The sequence below is a fragment of the Streptomyces noursei ATCC 11455 genome, from assembly GCF_001704275.1.
In the GTDB taxonomy this organism is placed as follows: domain Bacteria; phylum Actinomycetota; class Actinomycetes; order Streptomycetales; family Streptomycetaceae; genus Streptomyces; species Streptomyces noursei.
In genome coordinates this window covers 4,980,446-4,997,726 of record NZ_CP011533.1, presented here as the reverse complement: position 1 = coordinate 4,997,726, position 17,281 = coordinate 4,980,446, and the positions used below count along the sequence as shown (strand labels likewise).

At 69.8% G+C, this 17,281-nt stretch carries 15 protein-coding genes and 1 tRNA gene; 6 read left to right on the top strand and 10 right to left on the bottom strand.

Features of this window, described 5'->3' with window-relative positions:
• Positions 1 to 74: 74 nt before the first annotated feature.
• Together SNOUR_RS21135 and clpB are read right to left on the bottom strand one after the other, a co-directional pair.
• Entirely contained in the window at positions 75 to 611 is a 537-nt protein-coding gene (locus SNOUR_RS21135; protein ID WP_039634965.1) for a YbjN domain-containing protein, read from the bottom strand.
• A 120-nt stretch (positions 612 to 731) separates the two neighbouring features.
• Positions 732 to 3,383, bottom strand: coding sequence for an ATP-dependent chaperone ClpB (gene clpB, locus SNOUR_RS21130; protein ID WP_067349539.1), 2,652 nt, complete (start codon positions 3,381 to 3,383; stop codon positions 732 to 734).
• 189 nt (positions 3,384 to 3,572) lie between these two features.
• On the opposite strand from clpB, the gene SNOUR_RS21125 reads away from it, so the two are divergent.
• From SNOUR_RS21125 to SNOUR_RS21115, 3 genes are all read left to right on the top strand, one after another.
• Positions 3,573 to 4,154, top strand: coding sequence for a Uma2 family endonuclease (locus tag SNOUR_RS21125; RefSeq protein ID WP_174717887.1), 582 nt, complete (start codon positions 3,573 to 3,575; stop codon positions 4,152 to 4,154).
• A gap of 40 nt (positions 4,155 to 4,194) precedes the next feature.
• Positions 4,195 to 4,599: a pyridoxamine 5'-phosphate oxidase family protein gene (locus SNOUR_RS21120; RefSeq protein WP_067349534.1), complete on the top strand. Its 405-nt coding sequence runs from the start codon at positions 4,195 to 4,197 to the stop codon at positions 4,597 to 4,599.
• Between the two features lie 413 nt (positions 4,600 to 5,012).
• Positions 5,013 to 5,417, top strand: a complete 405-nt coding sequence (locus SNOUR_RS21115) for a hypothetical protein (protein WP_067349531.1) — start codon at positions 5,013 to 5,015, stop codon at positions 5,415 to 5,417.
• A 96-nt stretch (positions 5,418 to 5,513) separates the two neighbouring features.
• Here the strand turns inward: SNOUR_RS21115 and SNOUR_RS21110 are convergent, their stop codons facing one another.
• The 4 genes from SNOUR_RS21110 to dnaK are packed head-to-tail and all read right to left on the bottom strand — an operon-like array spanning position 5,514 to position 9,746.
• The gene (locus tag SNOUR_RS21110) at positions 5,514 to 5,969 is read right to left on the bottom strand and encodes a heat shock protein transcriptional repressor HspR (protein WP_067349528.1); all 456 of its coding nucleotides are present in this window, start codon (positions 5,967 to 5,969) and stop codon (positions 5,514 to 5,516) included.
• A 1-nt stretch (position 5,970) separates the two neighbouring features.
• Positions 5,971 to 7,140: a molecular chaperone DnaJ gene (dnaJ, locus tag SNOUR_RS21105; RefSeq protein WP_067349526.1), complete on the bottom strand. Its 1,170-nt coding sequence runs from the start codon at positions 7,138 to 7,140 to the stop codon at positions 5,971 to 5,973.
• 45 nt (positions 7,141 to 7,185) lie between these two features.
• Positions 7,186 to 7,872, bottom strand: coding sequence for a nucleotide exchange factor GrpE (grpE, locus tag SNOUR_RS21100; protein ID WP_067349524.1), 687 nt, complete (start codon positions 7,870 to 7,872; stop codon positions 7,186 to 7,188).
• Positions 7,869 to 9,746 carry a molecular chaperone DnaK gene (gene dnaK, locus SNOUR_RS21095; RefSeq protein WP_067349522.1) on the bottom strand — a complete coding sequence of 626 codons (1,878 nt, stop codon included), beginning with the start codon at positions 9,744 to 9,746 and terminating at the stop codon, positions 7,869 to 7,871. Before dnaK ends, grpE begins: the two co-directional genes overlap by 4 nt.
• Before the next feature lie 334 nt (positions 9,747 to 10,080).
• Between dnaK and SNOUR_RS21090 the strand changes: the two genes are divergently transcribed.
• The gene (locus tag SNOUR_RS21090; protein ID WP_067349520.1) at positions 10,081 to 12,351 is read left to right on the top strand and encodes a (Fe-S)-binding protein; all 2,271 of its coding nucleotides are present in this window, start codon (positions 10,081 to 10,083) and stop codon (positions 12,349 to 12,351) included.
• A 221-nt stretch (positions 12,352 to 12,572) separates the two neighbouring features.
• Positions 12,573 to 13,508 (top strand): Yip1 family protein, encoded by a 936-nt coding sequence (locus tag SNOUR_RS21085; RefSeq protein WP_067349517.1) that lies wholly within the window; start codon positions 12,573 to 12,575, stop codon positions 13,506 to 13,508.
• 127 nt (positions 13,509 to 13,635) lie between these two features.
• Here the strand turns inward: SNOUR_RS21085 and SNOUR_RS21080 are convergent, their stop codons facing one another.
• The 4 genes from SNOUR_RS21080 to SNOUR_RS47215 form a co-directional block, all read right to left on the bottom strand.
• Positions 13,636 to 15,222, bottom strand: coding sequence for a ricin-type beta-trefoil lectin domain protein (locus tag SNOUR_RS21080; RefSeq protein WP_067349515.1), 1,587 nt, complete (start codon positions 15,220 to 15,222; stop codon positions 13,636 to 13,638).
• A gap of 161 nt (positions 15,223 to 15,383) precedes the next feature.
• The gene (locus SNOUR_RS21075; protein ID WP_067349512.1) at positions 15,384 to 15,881 is read right to left on the bottom strand and encodes a phosphoribosyltransferase; all 498 of its coding nucleotides are present in this window, start codon (positions 15,879 to 15,881) and stop codon (positions 15,384 to 15,386) included.
• Positions 15,882 to 15,952: 71 nt separating this feature from the next.
• Positions 15,953 to 16,528: a dCTP deaminase gene (gene dcd / locus SNOUR_RS21070; protein ID WP_067349509.1), complete on the bottom strand. Its 576-nt coding sequence runs from the start codon at positions 16,526 to 16,528 to the stop codon at positions 15,953 to 15,955.
• 139 nt (positions 16,529 to 16,667) lie between these two features.
• Positions 16,668 to 16,826, bottom strand: a complete 159-nt coding sequence (locus SNOUR_RS47215; protein ID WP_167739062.1) for a hypothetical protein — start codon at positions 16,824 to 16,826, stop codon at positions 16,668 to 16,670.
• Positions 16,827 to 17,106: 280 nt separating this feature from the next.
• Here SNOUR_RS47215 and SNOUR_RS21065 point away from each other — a divergent pair.
• A tRNA-Gly gene (locus tag SNOUR_RS21065) sits at positions 17,107 to 17,180 on the top strand.
• Positions 17,181 to 17,281: the final 101 nt, after the last annotated feature.

Genomic DNA, 17,281 nt, shown 5'->3' with positions numbered 1-17,281 from the left:
CGGGCTGCGACGACGCGGGCCCCGGAACCGAGGGCGTCGGTTACGGGGCCCGGGCAGCCGGCGGCGGACGGAGGTCAGTCCTCGTCGTCGCCCGGCTTCTCGTCGGAGTCGCCTTCGATCTCGGCCTCCAGACCGAGCTGCTCGACGATCCACCTGTCGAATTCGATCGAGGCACGCACCCAGCTGACCGTGCTCGACACGAAGTGTTCGAGCGAGACACCGGTGCCGACCAGCATCGATGCCTCACCGATCAGACGGACACTGCCGTCGTCGTGGGTGTGGGTGTACACCTTGGGCCAGAGCGTCCGACGGTTCCAGTCGTCGATCGCCTCCAGCAGCTTCAGCTTCTCGTCGATGCCGTGGACGCGGTCGTAGAACGTACGGACGGAGAAGATCTCCTGCTCCGCCTCACCACGGAACATGAAGTACGTGCGGAACTGCTCCCACGGGGCGGCGAGGTCACCCTCCTCGTCGACGACGTACTTCAGCTCCATCTGCTCAAGGAGCTGCTTGACCAGGTCCTGGTCGGGGACGACGGGACCATCAGGCCCCGACGGCTGCGGTTCGGGCTGGCCCCCGAAATTCGGAATCGAGGACGGGTCGATGCTCACCGTGGAATTCCCTTCGTATGGTCCCTGCCATCCTCCCCCATACGCGCCCGGTCCTGGCAAGCCCGGAACGGCGGACGGGCGCGTACGGGGGCGACCGGGCACCCCGCGCGAACCAGCGCGTCAGGCGGCGGGGCGCACCGCCGCGACCGACAGTCGCTCACCGTCACCGTCCACATCCACCCGGACGGTGTCCCCGTCGAGCACGTCGCCGGCCAGGATGGCGCGCGCCAGCTGGTCGCCGATGGCGCTCTGGACCAGGCGGCGCAGCGGGCGGGCGCCGTAAGAGAGGTCCGGCGCCGGGGCGCCTGCGACCGGCTCTCTGCCGAGCCAGGCGAGCCACGTCAGCGCCCGGGCGGTGACGTCCAGGGTGAGGCGGCGGTCGCCCAGGCGGCGCTGGAGGTGGTCCAGCTGGATCCGGGCGATCCGCTCCAGCTGGTCCGTGCCGAGCGGGTGGAAGACGACCAGGTCGTCCAGCCGGTTGAGGAACTCGGGGCGGAAGGCGGAGCGGACCGTCTCCAGCACCTTCTCCTTCTTCTGCTCCTCCTTCAGCAGCGGGTCCATGAGGAAGGTCGAACCGAGGTTGGAGGTGAGGATGAGGATGGTGTTGCGGAAGTCGACGGTGCGGCCCTGGCCGTCGGTGAGCCGGCCGTCGTCGAGCACCTGGAGCAGCACGTCGAAGACCTCGTGGTGCGCCTTCTCCACCTCGTCGAGCAGGACGACGCTGTAGGGGCGGCGGCGGACCGCCTCGGTGAGCTGGCCGCCCTCCTCGTAGCCGACGTAGCCGGGGGGCGCGCCCACCAGCCGGGCCACGCTGTGCTTCTCGCCGTACTCCGACATGTCGATCCGGACCATCGCCCGCTCGTCGTCGAAGAGGAAGTCCGCCAGCGCCTTGGCCAGCTCGGTCTTGCCGACGCCGGTCGGGCCGAGGAAGAGGAACGAACCGGTGGGCCGGTCCGGGTCGGCGATCCCGGCGCGGGTGCGGCGCACCGCGTCGGAGACCGCGGCGACCGCCTCGGTCTGGCCGATCAGCCGCTTGCCGAGCTCCTCCTCCATGCGGAGCAGCTTCTGGGTCTCGCCCTCCAGCAGGCGCCCGGCCGGGATGCCCGTCCAGGAGCCGACCACGTCCGCGATGTCGTCCGGGCCGACCTCCTCCTTGACCATCGACTCCTTGGCACCGCCGGAGTCCTTGGCCGCCTCCTGCTCGGCCTCCGCCTCCGCGGCCTCCGCCAGCTCCCGCTCCAGGGCCGGGATCTCCCCGTACAGCAGCTTGGAGGCGGTGTCGAAGTCGCCGTCGCGCTGGGCGCGTTCGGCCTGGCCGCGCAGGTCGTCGAGGCGCTCCTTGAGCTCACCGACACGGTTGAGGCTCTGCTTCTCCTTCTCCCAGCGGGCGGTCAGGCCGCGCAGCTCCTCCTCCTTGTCGGCGAGGTCCTTGCGCAGCTTCTCCAGCCGCGCCACGGAGCCGGCGTCGGTCTCGTTGCGCAGCGCCAGCTCCTCCATCTTCAGCCGGTCCACCGCGCGCTGGAGCTCGTCGATCTCGACCGGCGAGGAGTCGATCTCCATCCGGAGCCGGGAGGCGGCCTCGTCGACCAGGTCGATGGCCTTGTCGGGGAGGAAGCGGGAGGTGATGTAGCGGTCGGAGAGGGTGGCCGCGGCGACCAGCGCGGAGTCGGCGATCTGGACCTTGTGGTGCGCCTCGTAGCGCCCCTTGAGGCCGCGCAGGATCGCGACGGTGTCCTCCACGGTCGGCTCGGCGACCAGCACCTGCTGGAAGCGGCGCTCCAGCGCCGGGTCCTTCTCGATCCGCTCGCGGTACTCGTCGAGCGTGGTGGCGCCGACCATCCGCAGCTCACCGCGGGCCAGCATGGGCTTGAGCATGTTGCCCGCGTCCATGGCCGAGTCGCCGCCGGCGCCCGCGCCGACGACGGTGTGCAGCTCGTCGATGAAGGTGATGATCTGGCCCTCGCTGGCCTTGATCTCGGCCAGGACGGTCTTCAGCCGTTCCTCGAACTCGCCGCGGTACTTCGCGCCGGCGACCATCGCGCCCAGGTCGAGGGAGACCAGCCGCTTGTTGCGCAGCGACTCGGGGACGTCGCCCTTGACGATCCGCTGGGCCAGCCCCTCGACGACCGCGGTCTTGCCGACGCCCGGCTCGCCGATCAGCACCGGGTTGTTCTTCGTCCGGCGGGAGAGCACCTGCACCACCCGGCGGATCTCCTGGTCCCGGCCGATGACCGGGTCGAGCTTGCCCTCGCGGGCCGCCGCGGTGAAGTCCGTACCGAACTTCTCCAGCGCCTTGTACGTGCCCTCCGGGTCCGGGGTGGTCACCCGCTGCCCGCCGCGGCTCGCCTCGAAGGCGGCCAGCAGCTTCTTGGCGGTGGCGCCCTGCTGCTCCAGCAGCTCACCGGTGCGGCCGCCCTTGGTGGCGATGCCGACGAGCAGGTGCTCGGTGGAGATGTAGGCGTCGCCCAGGTCCTTGGCGCGCTGGGCGGCGTCGGCGATGGCGGCGAGCAGCTCGCGGTCCGGCTGCGGCGGGGCCACGGTCGAGCCCTGGACGCTGGGCAGCCCGGCCAGCTGCCGCTCCGCGCCGGAGCGCAGCTGTGCGGCGTCCGCCTCGACGGCCGCCAGCAGATCCATGATGTTCTCGTTGTCCTGCCCCGCGAGCAGGGCGAGCAGGAGATGCGCGGACGTCATGTCCGCGTGCCCGGCGGCCACCGCCCGCTCACTGGCGGCGCTCAGCGCCTCCCGGCTCTTGTTGGTCAGCTCGGCGTCCACGTCTGCCTGGTCCTCCTCGTGCGATCCGGCGCTCCGCGCGCTCCCCTATCCAATCCTGCCTTGGTCAACGTGCGATAAGTTGAGTCTATTCCACTCAAGGCTCATACGTGGAGGTGAATCTGCCTGGCATATGCCAATGGCGCTGGCTTGGCAGATCGACACTGGCCATCGACCACAAGGAGGTGCAGCATGACGGCTATGGCACACGAGCCGATGGCCACGGACAAGGAAACCCTCCTGGACTTCTTTCTCAGCCTGGACACCCCCGAGGGGTTCCGGGCCGAGCTCGTCGAGGGGGAGATTGTTGTGACACCGCCGCCGGATGGGGACCACGAGCGATTCTTCAGTCGGCTGGTCAGGCAGGTCCTGCGCAACGCGGGGACCGACATGGACGTCTCCGGCGCCAAGGGACTGCTGTTGCCCCGCGGCGGCCAGTGCCCCAAGAACTATGCGATTCCCGACGCCACGTTCGCGCCGGTCGACTTGGACTTGTTCCGCGGCGCCGAGTCCTGGATGCCCAGCGACGGCGTCGCCCTGGTCATCGAAGTGACCTCGCGCCAGGCCGACCGCGACCGCGTGGACAAGCGCCACTGCTACGCCCGCGCCGGCATCCCGCTCCACCTGCTCGCCGACCGCGGCAAGTCCACCATGACACTGTTCAGCGAGGCTTCCGACGAGGACTACATGAGCCACACCACCGTCCCCTTCGGCAAACCCCTCCCCCTCCCCGCCCCCTTCTCCTTCGACCTCGACACCGGCGAATTCCTCTGACCAGCGGGGCCGGCCTCCGGCCCCCACTACCCTGGCCCCCATGGCCCACGACCTGAGCGCGCTGTCCCCCGAGTACCTCGCCTTCTGGGGCGAGTACCAGATGCCGACCCTCACGACCCTGCGGGCCGACGGCACCCCGCACGTCGTCCCGGTCGGCGTGACCTACGACGCCGGGCAGCGGATCGCGCGGATCATCACCCGCAAGGACAGCACCAAGGTCAAGAACATCCTCGCCGCCGGCCCCGGCGGGGCGCGGGTGGCGGTGTGCCAGGTGGACCGCGGTCGCTGGGCGACCCTGGAGGGCCTCGCCCGGGTGCGGACGGACGCCGAGACGGTGGCCGACGCGGTGCGCCGGTACGCCGAGCGGTACGGCCGAACCCCGGAGCCCAACCCCGACCGCGTCATGATCGAGATCGCGGTGACCAAGGCCCTCGGCCGGGCCTGAGGCCGCCCCGCCGCCCCGACAAGGTCTGGACCTGGCCGAAACCGGATGCTCCAGATCCACCGTCGGGCGCCCACCTGGTACTCAGGAACGGCAGGAACCGAACACCTCCGCACATCGACGAGCGGCATCGGACCTGTCCCGGGCAAAAAGACGGCAGCTGGAGGCCGCATGGCGTCGGCATTAGGCAGCACGACGACCGTTCCGCGCCGTCCGCCGCGGCGGAAGCGGACGATCCGGCCCCGGCCGTACGCCGAGAACTGCCCCCGGTGCGGCGGCCAGTTGGCCGTGAACCAGGACGGCTGGAAGATCTGCCACGCCTGCGGATACGCCTCGCCGCCCGGCGCAGCCCCTCCACCCCGGGCCCTCGGCGGGGGTATCGTCGCCCCCACAGTCGCCACGCCCCGGAGGGCACGATGAACTCGGTCCGAGTGACGGCGATCGCCTGTCTGATGCCGCTGTCCGAGCTGGACGAGGATCCGTTCCTGGTCGATGACCGCAGCCAGCACGCCATGTGCAAACAGTGGGTGGCAGCCCGTGACTACCGTCTGACCTGCCAGCTCAGCCTGCACCAGCTGCGCGCCGACCACAGCGCACTGTGGCACGACGTCGAAGAGGGCCTGGTCGACGTGTTCGTCACGCCCAACCGGCGGGCGCTGGAGTACGCGATCGACGGCACCGACGAGTTCACCGCGCGGTGCGCGGCAGCGGGAGTCCGACTGGAGACCGCCGACCTGGACGAGCCGGTCTACACCCTGGCGATGAAGTCGCGGGTGCACCGGCGGCTGTCGATGCCGACGGCCGGGTACAACGGCTGCTGACCGCAGGCGGACGACGCTGACCGCGGGGACGCCGGACACACACGAAGGGCCGGGGTGGTGTACCCACCCCGGCCCTTCGTCGCGTGGACCACGGCCTCACTCCGACGACCGCTTGGGCCGCCAGACCACCAGCGCACTGCTCTGCTGCACGTCCTGATACGGCACCAGGTCGCGGCGGTAGGAGGCGTGCACCGCGGCCTCCCGCTGCCGCATCGCGCTGGCCGCGCCCTCCAGGGCGCCCTGCAGCTCGGCGACCCGCTGCTGGAGGGCCGCGACCTGGTTCTCCAGCTCGATGATGCGCTTGATGCCGGCGAGGTTGATGCCCTCCTCCTGCGACAACTGCTGGACGGTGCGCAGCAGTTCGATGTCGCGGGCGGAGTAGCGGCGGCCCCGCCCGGCCGTGCGGTCGGGCGAGACCAGGCCCAGGCGGTCGTACTGCCGCAGGGTCTGTGGATGCAGGCCGGAGAGCTGGGCCGCGACGGAGATGACGTACACCGGCGATTCGTCGGTCAGTTCATAGGGGTTACGACGCTGCCCGCCCCGGCTGTCCATCTCATTCTCCCTTCGCGGCCTGGAAAAGCTCCGCCCGCGGGTCCGGGCCCGCGGTCGCCTCGCGATAGGACTCCAGCGCTTCCTTCGCCTTGTCGCCGAGGTCCTTGGGAACGACCACCTCTATGGTGACCAGCAGATCACCTCGGGTGCCGTCCTTGCGGGTCGCGCCCTTGCCACGGGCCCGCATCGTGCGTCCGTTGGGAGTGCCGGCCGGCAGTTTCAGCGTGACCGGCGGGCCGCCCAGCGTCGGCACCTTGACCTCGCCGCCGAGCGCGGCCTCCGGGAAGGTGACCGGCACCGTGACGGTGAGGTTGTCGCCCTTGCGGCCGAAGACCGGGTGGGCGCCCACGTGGACGACCACGTACAGATCGCCGGCCGGGCCGCCGTGCTCGCCCGGTGCGCCCTTGCCGCGCAGCCGGATGCGCTGCCCGTCCGAGACGCCCGCGGGGATGCGGACCTGCATCGTGCGGGCGCTGGAGGCCCGCCCGCTGCCCTTGCAGACCTCGCAGGCGTCCTGGGCGATCAGGCCACGGCCCTTGCAGTCGGCGCACGGGTCGGTGAGCGAGAAGCCACCGCCCGCGCCCCGGCTGACCTGTCCGGTGCCGACACAGGTCGGGCAGACCCGAGGCGTACCGTTTTTGTCGCCGGTGCCGGAACACGCCTTGCAGGGCGCCTGGCTGGACATCCGCAGCGGGACCGTGGCCCCGTCGACCGCCTCGGTGAAGCTGAGCGTCACCTCGGACTCGATGTCCTGGCCGCGGCGCGGCTGCGTACGGGTGCCGGAACCACCGCGGTTGAACAGGCCGCCGAAGACGTCCCCGAGCCCGCCGCCGAAGCCGCCGGAACCCCCGGCGCCCCCCGCGCCTCCGAAGAGGTCGCCGAGGTCGAAGTTGAAGTTCCCGCCTCCGCCGGGGCCCGGCCGGAAGCCGCCGTTGCCGAACAGCGCGCGGGCCTCGTCGTACTCCTTGCGGCGCTTGGCGTCGCCGAGCACGTCGTTGGCCTCGGAGATCTCCTTGAAGCGCTCCTCGGCCTTGGCGTCGCCCTTGTTGGCGTCCGGGTGGAACTCGCGGGCGAGCTTGCGGTACGCCTTCTTGATCTCCGCTTCGGTGGCGTCCTTGGGGACGCCGAGGACCTTGTAGTAGTCCTTCTCGACGAAGTCCTTGGTGCTCATCCCCGACGTCCCTCCTTCCGCGCGGTTCTCGACTCTGCCCGTACGTCAGCCCTTGTCCGGGCCACCGCTCTCCTTGTCCGCAGCCTTGGCACCCTTGGCTCCCTTACCGCCCTTGGCGCCCTTGGCCTCCTCGTCGGAGGCGGACTTGGCGCCCTGCGCGCCCGGCTGCGGCTCGGCGACCGCGACCCGCGCGGGGCGGATCGTGCGCTCACCGATGCGATACCCGGGCTGCAGGATGGCGACGCATGTCGTCTCCGTGACGTCGGGCGCGTACGAGTGCATCAGCGCTTCGTGGATCGTCGGGTCGAAGGGCTCGCCCTCCTTGCCGAACTGCTGCAGACCGAGCTTGGCGACCACGGTCTCCAGCGACTCGCCGACCGACTTGAAGCCGCCGACCAGTTCGCCGTGGTCCCGGGCCCGACCGATGTCGTCGAGCACCGGCAGCAGCTCGGAGAGCAGGTTGGCGACCGCGATCTCCTTGACCGTCACGCGGTCGCGCTCCACCCGGCGGCGGTAGTTCTGGTACTCCGCCTGGAGCCGCTGAAGGTCGGCGGTGCGCTCGTTGAGCGCGGTGCGCACCTGGTCCAGCTGGGCCTGGAGCGCGACGTCCTGGACGTCCCCGGCCGGGGCCGAGCCCGCCTTGTCGGCGGACTCGGCCTGCGCCGCGTCTTCGGAAGCGGCATCGGAAGGGACGTCGGGCTTCTCCTCGAAGCCCGGGGTCTCCTCCGTCACGCCGCACCACCCTTGGCGTCCTTGGGCTTCTCGTCGTCGACGATCTCGGCGTCCACGACGTCGTCCTCGGCCTTGGCCTGCTGGCCACCGGCGGCACCCGCGGCGCCGGCCGCACCCTGCGCGGCCTGGGCGTCGGCGTACATGGCCTGGCCGAGCTTCTGGGAGACGGCCGCGACCTTCTCCGACGCGGTGCGGATCTCGGCGGTGTTGTCGCCCTCGGCGGACTCGCCCTTGAGCTTCTCCTTCAGCTCACCGACGGCGGTCTCGACCTCGGTCTTGACCTCGGCGGGCACCTTGTCCTCGTTGTCCTTGAGGAACTTCTCGGTCTGGTAGACCAGCTGCTCGCCCTGGTTGCGGGTCTCGGCGGCCTCGCGGCGCTTGTGGTCCTCCTCCGCGTACCGCTCGGCCTCCTCACGCATCCGGTCGACCTCGTCCTTCGGCAGCGAGGAGCCGCCGGTGACGGTCATCTTCTGCTCCTTGCCCGTGCCCAGGTCCTTGGCGGTCACGTGCATGATGCCGTTGGCGTCGATGTCGAAGGAGACCTCGATCTGCGGGACACCGCGCGGGGCCGGCGGCAGACCGGTCAGCTCGAACATCCCGAGCTTCTTGTTGTACGCCGCGATCTCGCGCTCGCCCTGGTAGACCTGGATCTGCACGGACGGCTGGTTGTCCTCGGCCGTGGTGAAGATCTCCGAGCGCTTGGTCGGGATCGTGGTGTTGCGCTCGATCAGCTTGGTCATGATGCCGCCCTTGGTCTCGATACCGAGGGACAGCGGGGTGACGTCCAGCAGGAGGACGTCCTTGACCTCGCCCTTGAGGACACCGGCCTGGAGGCTGGCGCCCATGGCGACGACCTCGTCCGGGTTGACGCCCTTGTTGGCCTCCTTGCCGCCGGTCAGCTCCTTGACGAGCTCGGCGACGGCGGGCATACGGGTCGAGCCGCCGACCAGGACCACGTGGTCGATCTCGGACAGCGAGATGCCGGCGTCTTTGATCACGTTGTGGAACGGGGTCTTGCAGCGGTCGAGGAGGTCCGCGGTCAGCTGCTGGAACTGCGAGCGGGTGAGCTTCTCGTCCAGGTGCAGCGGGCCCTCGGCGGACGCGGTGATGTAGGGCAGGTTGATCGTCGTCTCGCTGGACGACGACAGCTCGATCTTCGCCTTCTCCGCGGCCTCGCGCAGGCGCTGGAGCGCCATCTTGTCCTTGGAGAGGTCCACGCCGTGGCCGCCCGCGAACTGCTTGACCAGGTAGTCGACGACGCGCTGGTCCCAGTCGTCACCACCGAGGTGGTTGTCACCGTTGGTGGCCTTCACCTCGACGACGCCGTCGCCGATCTCCAGCAGCGACACGTCGAAGGTGCCACCGCCGAGGTCGAAGACGAGAATGGTCTGGTCTTCCTTCTCCAGGCCGTAGGCCAGGGCGGCCGCGGTGGGCTCGTTGACGATGCGCAGGACGTTGAGGCCCGCGATCTCACCGGCCTCCTTGGTGGCCTGGCGCTCGGAGTCGTTGAAGTACGCCGGGACGGTGATGACCGCGTCGGTGACCTTCTCGCCGAGGTAGGACTCCGCGTCCCGCTTCAGCTTCTGCAGGATGAACGCGGAGATCTGCTGCGGGTTGAAGTCCTTGCCATCCAGGTTGATCTTCCAGTCAGTGCCCATGTGGCGCTTGACGGAGCGGATGGTCCGGTCCACGTTCGTGACCGCCTGGCGCTTGGCCACCTCGCCGACCAGCACCTCGCCGTTCTTGGCGAAGGCGACGACGGACGGCGTGGTCCTGGCGCCCTCGGCGTTGGTGATGACGGTGGGCTCACCGCCTTCGAGAACACTGACGACGGAGTTCGTCGTGCCCAGGTCGATGCCGACCGCACGTGCCATTTCGATTCCTCCAGCTGACTTGAGTGGAACAGGCTCAAGGGTGCAGCACCGATCCGAAGCTGTCAACAGACCTGAGTCGGAGGCACTCAACTTTTATGTCCCTCTTATCGTCACCAGGTCGTTCCGGAGGACGTCGGGACCGGCCCGACGGTTGCCCGCGCGACACAGATCACCGGCCGGGCGGCTTCAAGGGGCCCCGAATACTCGGTAACCTCAGCCGCAGACCCAAAAAGTTACCGCTTAGTAGTTCCGCTCGGATCTCCACGGCCCCGCCGTTCCGATCACGCGGATCCCTGAAGATTTCGCCCGCTCTCGCAGGTTCGAGGAGCCCCCAATGCAACTCGCCGCGATCATCGTGTCGCTGGTCCTAATCGCGGTCGGCGTCGCGCTGTTCGGCCGTGCCATCCTGCAGATCTACCGCCACATGCGGCTAGGCCAGCCGGTACCCGCCGGAACCCGGACCGACGATCCCGTGCGACGGACCGGCACGGTGGTCAAGGAGTTCCTCGGCCACACCCGGATGAACCGCTGGGGCGTCGTCGGCGTGGCGCACTGGTTCGTGGCGGTCGGCTTCCTCTCCCTGCTGCTGACGATCGTCAACGCCATCGGCCAGCTCTTCAAGGCCGACTGGATCCTGCCGATCATCGGGGACTGGACGCCGTACAACGTCTATGTCGAGTTCATGGGCACGATGACGACGCTCGGCATCCTGGTCCTGATCGTCGTCCGGCAGCTGAGCAAGCCGGACAAGCCGGGCCGCAAGTCCCGCTTCGCCGGCTCCAACTTCGGCCAGGCGTACTTCGTCGAGGCCGTCATCCTCATCGTCGGCGTCTGCATCTTCATGCTGCACGCCCTGGAGGGCGCCCAGCACCACGTCGACGGCTACGAGGCGTCCTTCTTCATCTCGTACCCGGTCGTGGCGTGGCTGAAGGGGCTGAGCGTCGGCACGCTGCAGAACCTCACCTACTTCTTCGCCGGCGTGAAGATCGCGACCTCGTTCATCTGGATGATCACGGTCGCGCTGAAGACCGACATGGGCGTGGCCTGGCACCGGTTCCTGGCGTTCCCCAACATCTGGTTCAAGCGCGAGGCGGACGGCGGCACGGCGCTCGGCGCCCTCCAGCCGATGACGTCGGCGGGCAAGCCGATCGACTTCGAGGACCCGGGCGAGGACGACCAGTTCGGCGTCTCCCAGATCGAGCACTTCTCCTGGAAGGGCCTGCTGGACTTCGCCACCTGCACCGAGTGCGGCCGCTGCCAGTCGCAGTGCCCCGCGTGGAACACCGGCAAGCCGCTGTCCCCGAAGCTGCTGATCATGTCGCTGCGCGACCACGCGCACGCCAAAGCGCCCTACCTGCTGGCCGGCGGCGGCAAGACCGCCGAGGGCGAGGAGAAGGGCACCGAGGAGCAGCTCAAGGACGTCCCGGCCGCGGCCCTCGCCGAGGCCGAGCGCCCGCTGATCGGCACCCTCGAAGAGAACGGCGTCATCGACCCGGACGTGCTGTGGTCCTGCACCACCTGCGGCGCCTGCGTCGAGCAGTGCCCGGTGGACATCGAGCACGTCGACCACATCGTCGACATGCGCCGCTACCAGGTCATGATCGAGTCCTCGTTCCCGTCCGAGGCGGGCACGATGCTCAAGAACCTGGAGAAGAAGGGCAACCCCTGGGGCCTGGCCAAGAAGCAGCGTCTGGCCTGGACCAAGGAGGTCGACTTCGAGGTCCCGGTCGTCGGCAAGGACATCGAGGACCTCACCGAGGTCGACTACCTCTACTGGGTCGGCTGCGCCGGCGCCCTGGAGGACCGCGCCAAGAAGACCACCAAGGCGTTCGCCGAGCTGCTGCACATCGCGGGCGTGAAGTTCGCGATCATGGGCGGCGACGAGGCGTGCACCGGTGACTCGGCCCGCCGCCTGGGCAACGAGTTCCTCTTCCAGCAGCTCGGCCAGCAGAACGTCGAGGCCCTGAACATGGCCTTCGGCGAGGACAGCGAGGACGAGTCGACGAAGAAGCCCAAGGCTTCCAAGAAGATCGTCGCGACCTGCCCGCACTGCCTCAACACGCTCGGCAACGAGTACCCGCAGCTCGGCGGCGACTACGAGGTCATCCACCACACCCAGCTGCTCCAGCACCTCGTCGACGAGGGCAAGCTGATCCCGGTCACCCCGGTCGAGGGCATCATCACCTACCACGACCCGTGCTACCTGGGCCGCCACAACAAGATCTACACGCCCCCGCGCGAGATCATCGGCAAGGTCCCGGGCCTGCGCAACGAGGAGATGCACCGCCACAAGGAGCGCGGCTTCTGCTGCGGCGCCGGCGGCGCCCGGATGTGGATGGAGGAGCGGATCGGCAAGCGCATCAACAACGAGCGCGTCGACGAGGCCCTCTCGCTGAACCCCGACATCGTCTCGACCGCCTGCCCGTTCTGCCTCGTCATGCTGACCGACTCGGTCAACGGCAAGAAGAACGACGGCAAGGCCAAGGAGTCCATCCAGGTCGTGGACGTGGCCCAGCTGCTGCTGGACTCCGTCAGGACGCCGCTGGATCCGCCCTCGGGCGAGGAGGAGCCGGCGGATGCGCCGGAGCCGGAGCCGGTGAAGTAGCTCCTCGGCTGACGTGGTTCCTCGGCGTCCCGGACGCCGAAACGGTGACGGCCGGTCCCTTCGGGGGCCGGCCGTTCCGCTTGCGCGGGGCCGGTCACCACCGCCCCCAGGGGTACCCCCTAGGGGATGTCACAGCTCGGCTCCAAAGGGCCGTCAGAATTCTCCGCGGGCCACCCCGCGCCGTGGGACCAGGTACTTTCGAAAGCGTGGCTGGATTCAGGATGGGGCGCGGACGGGATGCCCGCCCCGCACAGGACGGACAGCAGGCCGGGGCCCAGGGGCCGCAGGCGTACGGGCCGCCGGCTTCGTACGGGCGGCAGGCCCCGCCCCCGCAGGGTCAGTGGCAGTCGGCGCCGCAGCCGTACGGCGCCGCCCAGGCCGGGCCGGCCCCACAGGGGCAGCCCGAGTACTTCGGCGACGGCGGGTACCCGGCGGCGGAGCCGTCGTACGCGCCCTACGACAACCGCAACAACGCTCCGGGTCACACCCAGCAGTTCAGCGTCGGCGAGGCCCCGGACGGCTACGGCACGTACGGGGACGGGTACGGGTCGGGCGACGACCAGTACGCGCAGGGCGGCACCTACCGCGCCGGGCAGACCAGCGCGCCGCCGGCCGGCCCGCGGCTGCACTGGAAGCAGCTGCTGTCCGGCATCGTGCTGCGGCCCACGCCCACGTTCTGGCAGATGCGGGACCACGCGCTGTGGGGCCCGGCGCTGATCGTCACCTTCGTCTACGGCCTGCTCGCGGTCTTCGGCTTCGACAAGGCCCGTGCGGACGTGATCAACCAGACGATCGGGAACAGCCTCCCGTGGGTGCTGCTCACCTCGGTGATGTTCATCCTGGGCAGCCTGATCCTGGGCGCGGTCACCCACACCATGGCCCGCCAGCTCGGCGGCGACGGCGCCTGGCAGCCGACCGTCGGCCTGTCCATGCTGGTCATGACGATCCCGGACGCGCCGCGGCTGCTCTTCGCCATGTTCCTGGGCGGCGACAGCCCGCTGGTCCAGGTGCTGGGGTGGGCCACCTGGCTCGCCACCGGCTATCTGCTGACCTCCATGGTCAGCAAGTCGCACGACCTGCCGTGGCCCAAGGCCCTGGGCGCCTCCGCGATCCAACTGGTCGCGCTGCTGGCCCTGGTGAAGCTCGGCACGCTGTAACCGGCGCACGACGCGGTCCGGCCCACGGATCGAGGGGCCCGTTCCGAAAGGACGTCACCGACGTCTCTCGGAACGGGCCCCTCGTCGTGCCGGCACGGGAGGCCCGCTCACGGCGTCCGGCGGCCGGTCAGGCGAATCGCTGCCCCGCCGAGCCGTCGCACTTCTGGAGCCGCAGCGGGTCCTTCGCCGCCCCCAGCGTCAGGCAGAGCGACGACGCGGCGGCCGGCCGGAGGGTGCCGCCCTCTTGGACGAACTGCTGGTTGGCCGCGCCCGAGCAGTTCCACAGCACCAGCCCGGCGCCGGCCTCGTAGCGGGCCCCCGGCACGTCCAGGCACCGGGCCTGGGTCAGCTCCACGTGCAGCGACTTGCGGTCCTGGTCGTACCACCAGCCCTGGTTGCGCTGCCCGTTGCAGTCCCAGCCGCCGACCGCGGTGCCGTTGCGGGACAGCCCGCCGGTGGCGTCCACGCAGGTGCCGGTCGCGGCGTTCCTCAGCGGCCGGTAGGCGTCGTCCCAGGCGCCCGGGTACAGCTTGGGCTGCCCGGTGTTCGCCGGGTCGGTGCAGGACGCCTCGCGCAGCTGCGGCGCCGCGTACAGCTGGGTCAGGCAGGACGCGAACGCGCCGTGCCCGCGGGCGTTGGGGTGGAAGGACTGGCGGACCGAATTGGCGTCCGGCGGGAAGGGGTTGGAGATGTTCACGTACAGCCCGCGGGCCCAGGTCTCCGCCATGCACACCTCGTGCCCGTGGAAGAGCCGCGAGGAGTCGAGGTAGGTGGCGCCGGTGTCCTGTGCGATCTTCCGCATGCCCCGCTCGAAGGTCGGCACCGCCGTGTTGCGTCCCCATCCGGCGTCCGAGGTGTACCCGGTGCAACCGCCCGGGATCTTCCCCGGGTACTGGGGGTTGTCCTCGACGTCCGGACCGATCGGGCTCGGGTACGACATCACCACGAGGCGGTAGTCGCCGTCGGCGTACCCCGCGTCCCGCATCACGGTCCGCAGGTCCCGCACCGTGGCCTCGACCTTCGGCACCAGCCCGTCGACCCGCGCCTGCCATCCCGGCTGGTACTTGGGCTCGCAGGTCCCCTGGAGCAGGAACCAGCGCTCGACGCAGTCCGTCATCACCGGCCCGAACTGGAGGTCGTCGTTGGCCCCGGCGACCAACAGCACCATTTTCAGCCGGGTGTTGCGCGCCGCGATCGCCAGGCTGTCGCTCTGCACCAGTTCATCGGCGTACTGCTTGCTGCCGCCGATCCGGATGTTGCCGGTGTACGCCCCCGAGCACGCCGCGTTGTACGTCACGTCCGCGGCGATCCCGGTCCGGTGGATCGCCGAGTCCGGCGACCGGTGGCACCAGTTGGTGGGCCCGTCGGTGCCCGGCTCGTACGTCCCGACGCCCTCGCCGGAGATCTCGCTGTCGCCCAGCGAGATCAGCGAGGTCTTCCGGTCGTCGAGCGGCCGCACGGCGGCGTCGCCGTACAGCTTGGTCGCCTCCCGCGCCCGGATCCGTTCCAGTTCCGGCGACAGCGGCTGGACGGCCGGCCGCCCGGCCGTCGCCGCGGTACCCGCCGTCGCGCCGGTGACCCCGGTGGCGCCGGCGCCGCCCGCCGTCACCGTGAAAGCGGCGGTCAACACCGCCGCCGACACCGCCACGGCGGCCCGTAACCGCCGCCCTCGTGCACGTCCGCTCCCTCGCGGCCCGCGTCTCGCACGCACCATCGGACCTCCCCTCCGGTCTGCTGTTACCGCCGGTTTCTACTCGGAGGTACAGAACGGTGGAACACCCGGAACAGAACTGGCCGAAACGTGTGCCACAAAAAGCCCGCGAGCCCGCGAAGTACGCGGGCTCGCGGGAACGGAAGACGCCGCGCGGGCGCCCGTCAGGCGTCGAGGATCTGACCGTCCCGCCGGACCACCGGCGGCTCGACGCTCCACGGGAAGTTGATCCAGTCGTCCGTGCGCTTCCAGACGTACTCGCACTTCACCAGCGAGTGCGACTTCTCGTAGATCACCGCGCTGCGGACCTCGGCGACGGTCCCCTGGCAGAAGTCGTGCACCAGCTTGAGCGTCTTGCCGGTGTCGGCGACGTCGTCCGCGATCAGGACCTTCTTGTCCGAGAAGTCGATCGCGTTGGGCACCGGCGCGAGCATCACCGGCATCTCCAGGGTGGTGCCCACCCCGGTGTAGAACTCGACATTCACCAGGTGAATGTTCTTGCAGTCCAGCGCGTACGCCAGACCGCCGGCCACGAACACCCCGCCCCGGGCGATCGACAGCACGATGTCGGGCTCGTACCCGTCATCCGCGATCGTCTGCGCCAGCTCACGGATCGCTCCGCCGAACCGCTCGTACGTCAGGTTCTCCCGCACGTCACCCACGACTCTCCCAGACCTTCTCTTCGTCTCCGGGGCCCGTGCCGGCCCCGCCTCGCCCCCTCGCGCGCGGTGCCTCACACCTGCGTACGGTGGAAATTCTTGAACGACCGGGACGGCGTCGGACCGCGCTGTCCCTGATACCGCGAGCCGTAGCGCTCGCTGCCGTACGGGTGCTCCGCCGGCGAGGTCAGCCGGAACATGCACAGCTGCCCGATCTTCATGCCCGGCCACAGCTTGATCGGCAGCGTCGCGACATTGCTCAGCTCCAGCGTCACATGCCCGCTGAACCCCGGGTCGATGAAGCCCGCGGTCGAGTGCGTCAGCAGCCCGAGCCGTCCCAGGCTGGACTTCCCCTCCAGCCGCGAGGCGATGTCGTCGGGGAGCGAGATCACCTCGTACGTCGAGGCCAGCACGAACTCACCGGGGTGCAGGATGAACGCCTCGTCGCCCTCCGGCACGACCTCGCGGGTCAGGTCCGCCTGCTCGACGGCGGGGTCGATGTGCGGGTAGCGGTGATTCTCGAACACCCGGAAAAAGCGGTCGAGCCGCACATCGATGCTGGACGGCTGCACCATCGACTCGTCGTAGGGGTCGATGCGCACCCGACCTGCGTCGATCTCGGCCCGGATGTCCTTGTCTGAGAGAAGCACGCAGACGAGGATACGCGCCCGCGCACCCCCGGCCGTACGACGAGGGCCCGGCCCCACCAGGGACCGGGCCACCACGACCTCGCGCCGACGTCACGTGCGAAGATCACCGCCGACCTTCACCGCGACCCCGCGACCGCCGCTACCGCTTCGCGTGCTCCACCGGCACCGCGTGCCGCAGCCGAGCACAGCGCGGGCAGCGCAGCAGCCGCCCGGGGCCGAGCCGGTCGGTGGTCTGCATGGGGAACGAAGCGGTGCTGAAGACGTGCCCCTCGGCACAACGTACGACGGTGCGCTCCATCAAGTCCCTCTCCCAACTGCGTGGACAACAAAAGCCACATTAGGGGATGAACTGGGTGCGCTCGCAGGCGGCACTCCGAAGCCCCACCGTACGCCCCAACTCCCTTCCCCCGCACCCGCGTCCCGCCCCGACACCCCCGCGCGCACCCCCGCGCGAGACGCCCTCCGAGACCCCCATCGCGCCTCCGGACATGCCAAATGCACCGCGAAGCGGTGATGGGGTAGAGTGTGCGAGGACGCTCCGCCTCCAGGCTGGTTCCCTCCAGACCGGGCGGTGTTACGCGGGTGTAGTTTAATGGTAGAACATGAGCTTCCCAAGCTCAGAGCGCGGGTTCGATTCCCGTCACCCGCTCCATAGCGAAGGCCCAGGTCAGCGACCTGGGCCTTATTTGCTGTCTAGACCATTTTCGGGGCGCGTGCCATTCGGGTGCCATAACGTACCGATTACCGCAGCGA

Bases quoted from the DNA above. Each gene is read 5' to 3' on its own strand.
- SNOUR_RS21080 (WP_067349515.1), bottom strand. From the start codon at position 15,222: ATGGTGCGTGCGAGACGCGGGCCGCGAGGGAGCGGACGTGCACGAGGG.
- dnaK (WP_067349522.1), bottom strand. From the start codon at position 9,746: ATGGCACGTGCGGTCGGCATCGACCTGGGCACGACGAACTCCGTCGTC.
- SNOUR_RS21090 (WP_067349520.1), top strand. From the start codon at position 10,081: ATGCAACTCGCCGCGATCATCGTGTCGCTGGTCCTAATCGCGGTCGGC.
- dnaJ (WP_067349526.1), bottom strand. From the start codon at position 7,140: ATGAGCACCAAGGACTTCGTCGAGAAGGACTACTACAAGGTCCTCGGC.
- SNOUR_RS21110 (WP_067349528.1), bottom strand. From the start codon at position 5,969: ATGGACAGCCGGGGCGGGCAGCGTCGTAACCCCTATGAACTGACCGAC.
- SNOUR_RS21120 (WP_067349534.1), top strand. From the start codon at position 4,195: ATGGCCCACGACCTGAGCGCGCTGTCCCCCGAGTACCTCGCCTTCTGG.
- SNOUR_RS47215 (WP_167739062.1), bottom strand. From the start codon at position 16,826: ATGGAGCGCACCGTCGTACGTTGTGCCGAGGGGCACGTCTTCAGCACC.
- SNOUR_RS21125 (WP_174717887.1), top strand. From the start codon at position 3,573: ATGACGGCTATGGCACACGAGCCGATGGCCACGGACAAGGAAACCCTC.
- SNOUR_RS21115 (WP_067349531.1), top strand. From the start codon at position 5,013: ATGAACTCGGTCCGAGTGACGGCGATCGCCTGTCTGATGCCGCTGTCC.
- SNOUR_RS21085 (WP_067349517.1), top strand. From the start codon at position 12,573: ATGGGGCGCGGACGGGATGCCCGCCCCGCACAGGACGGACAGCAGGCC.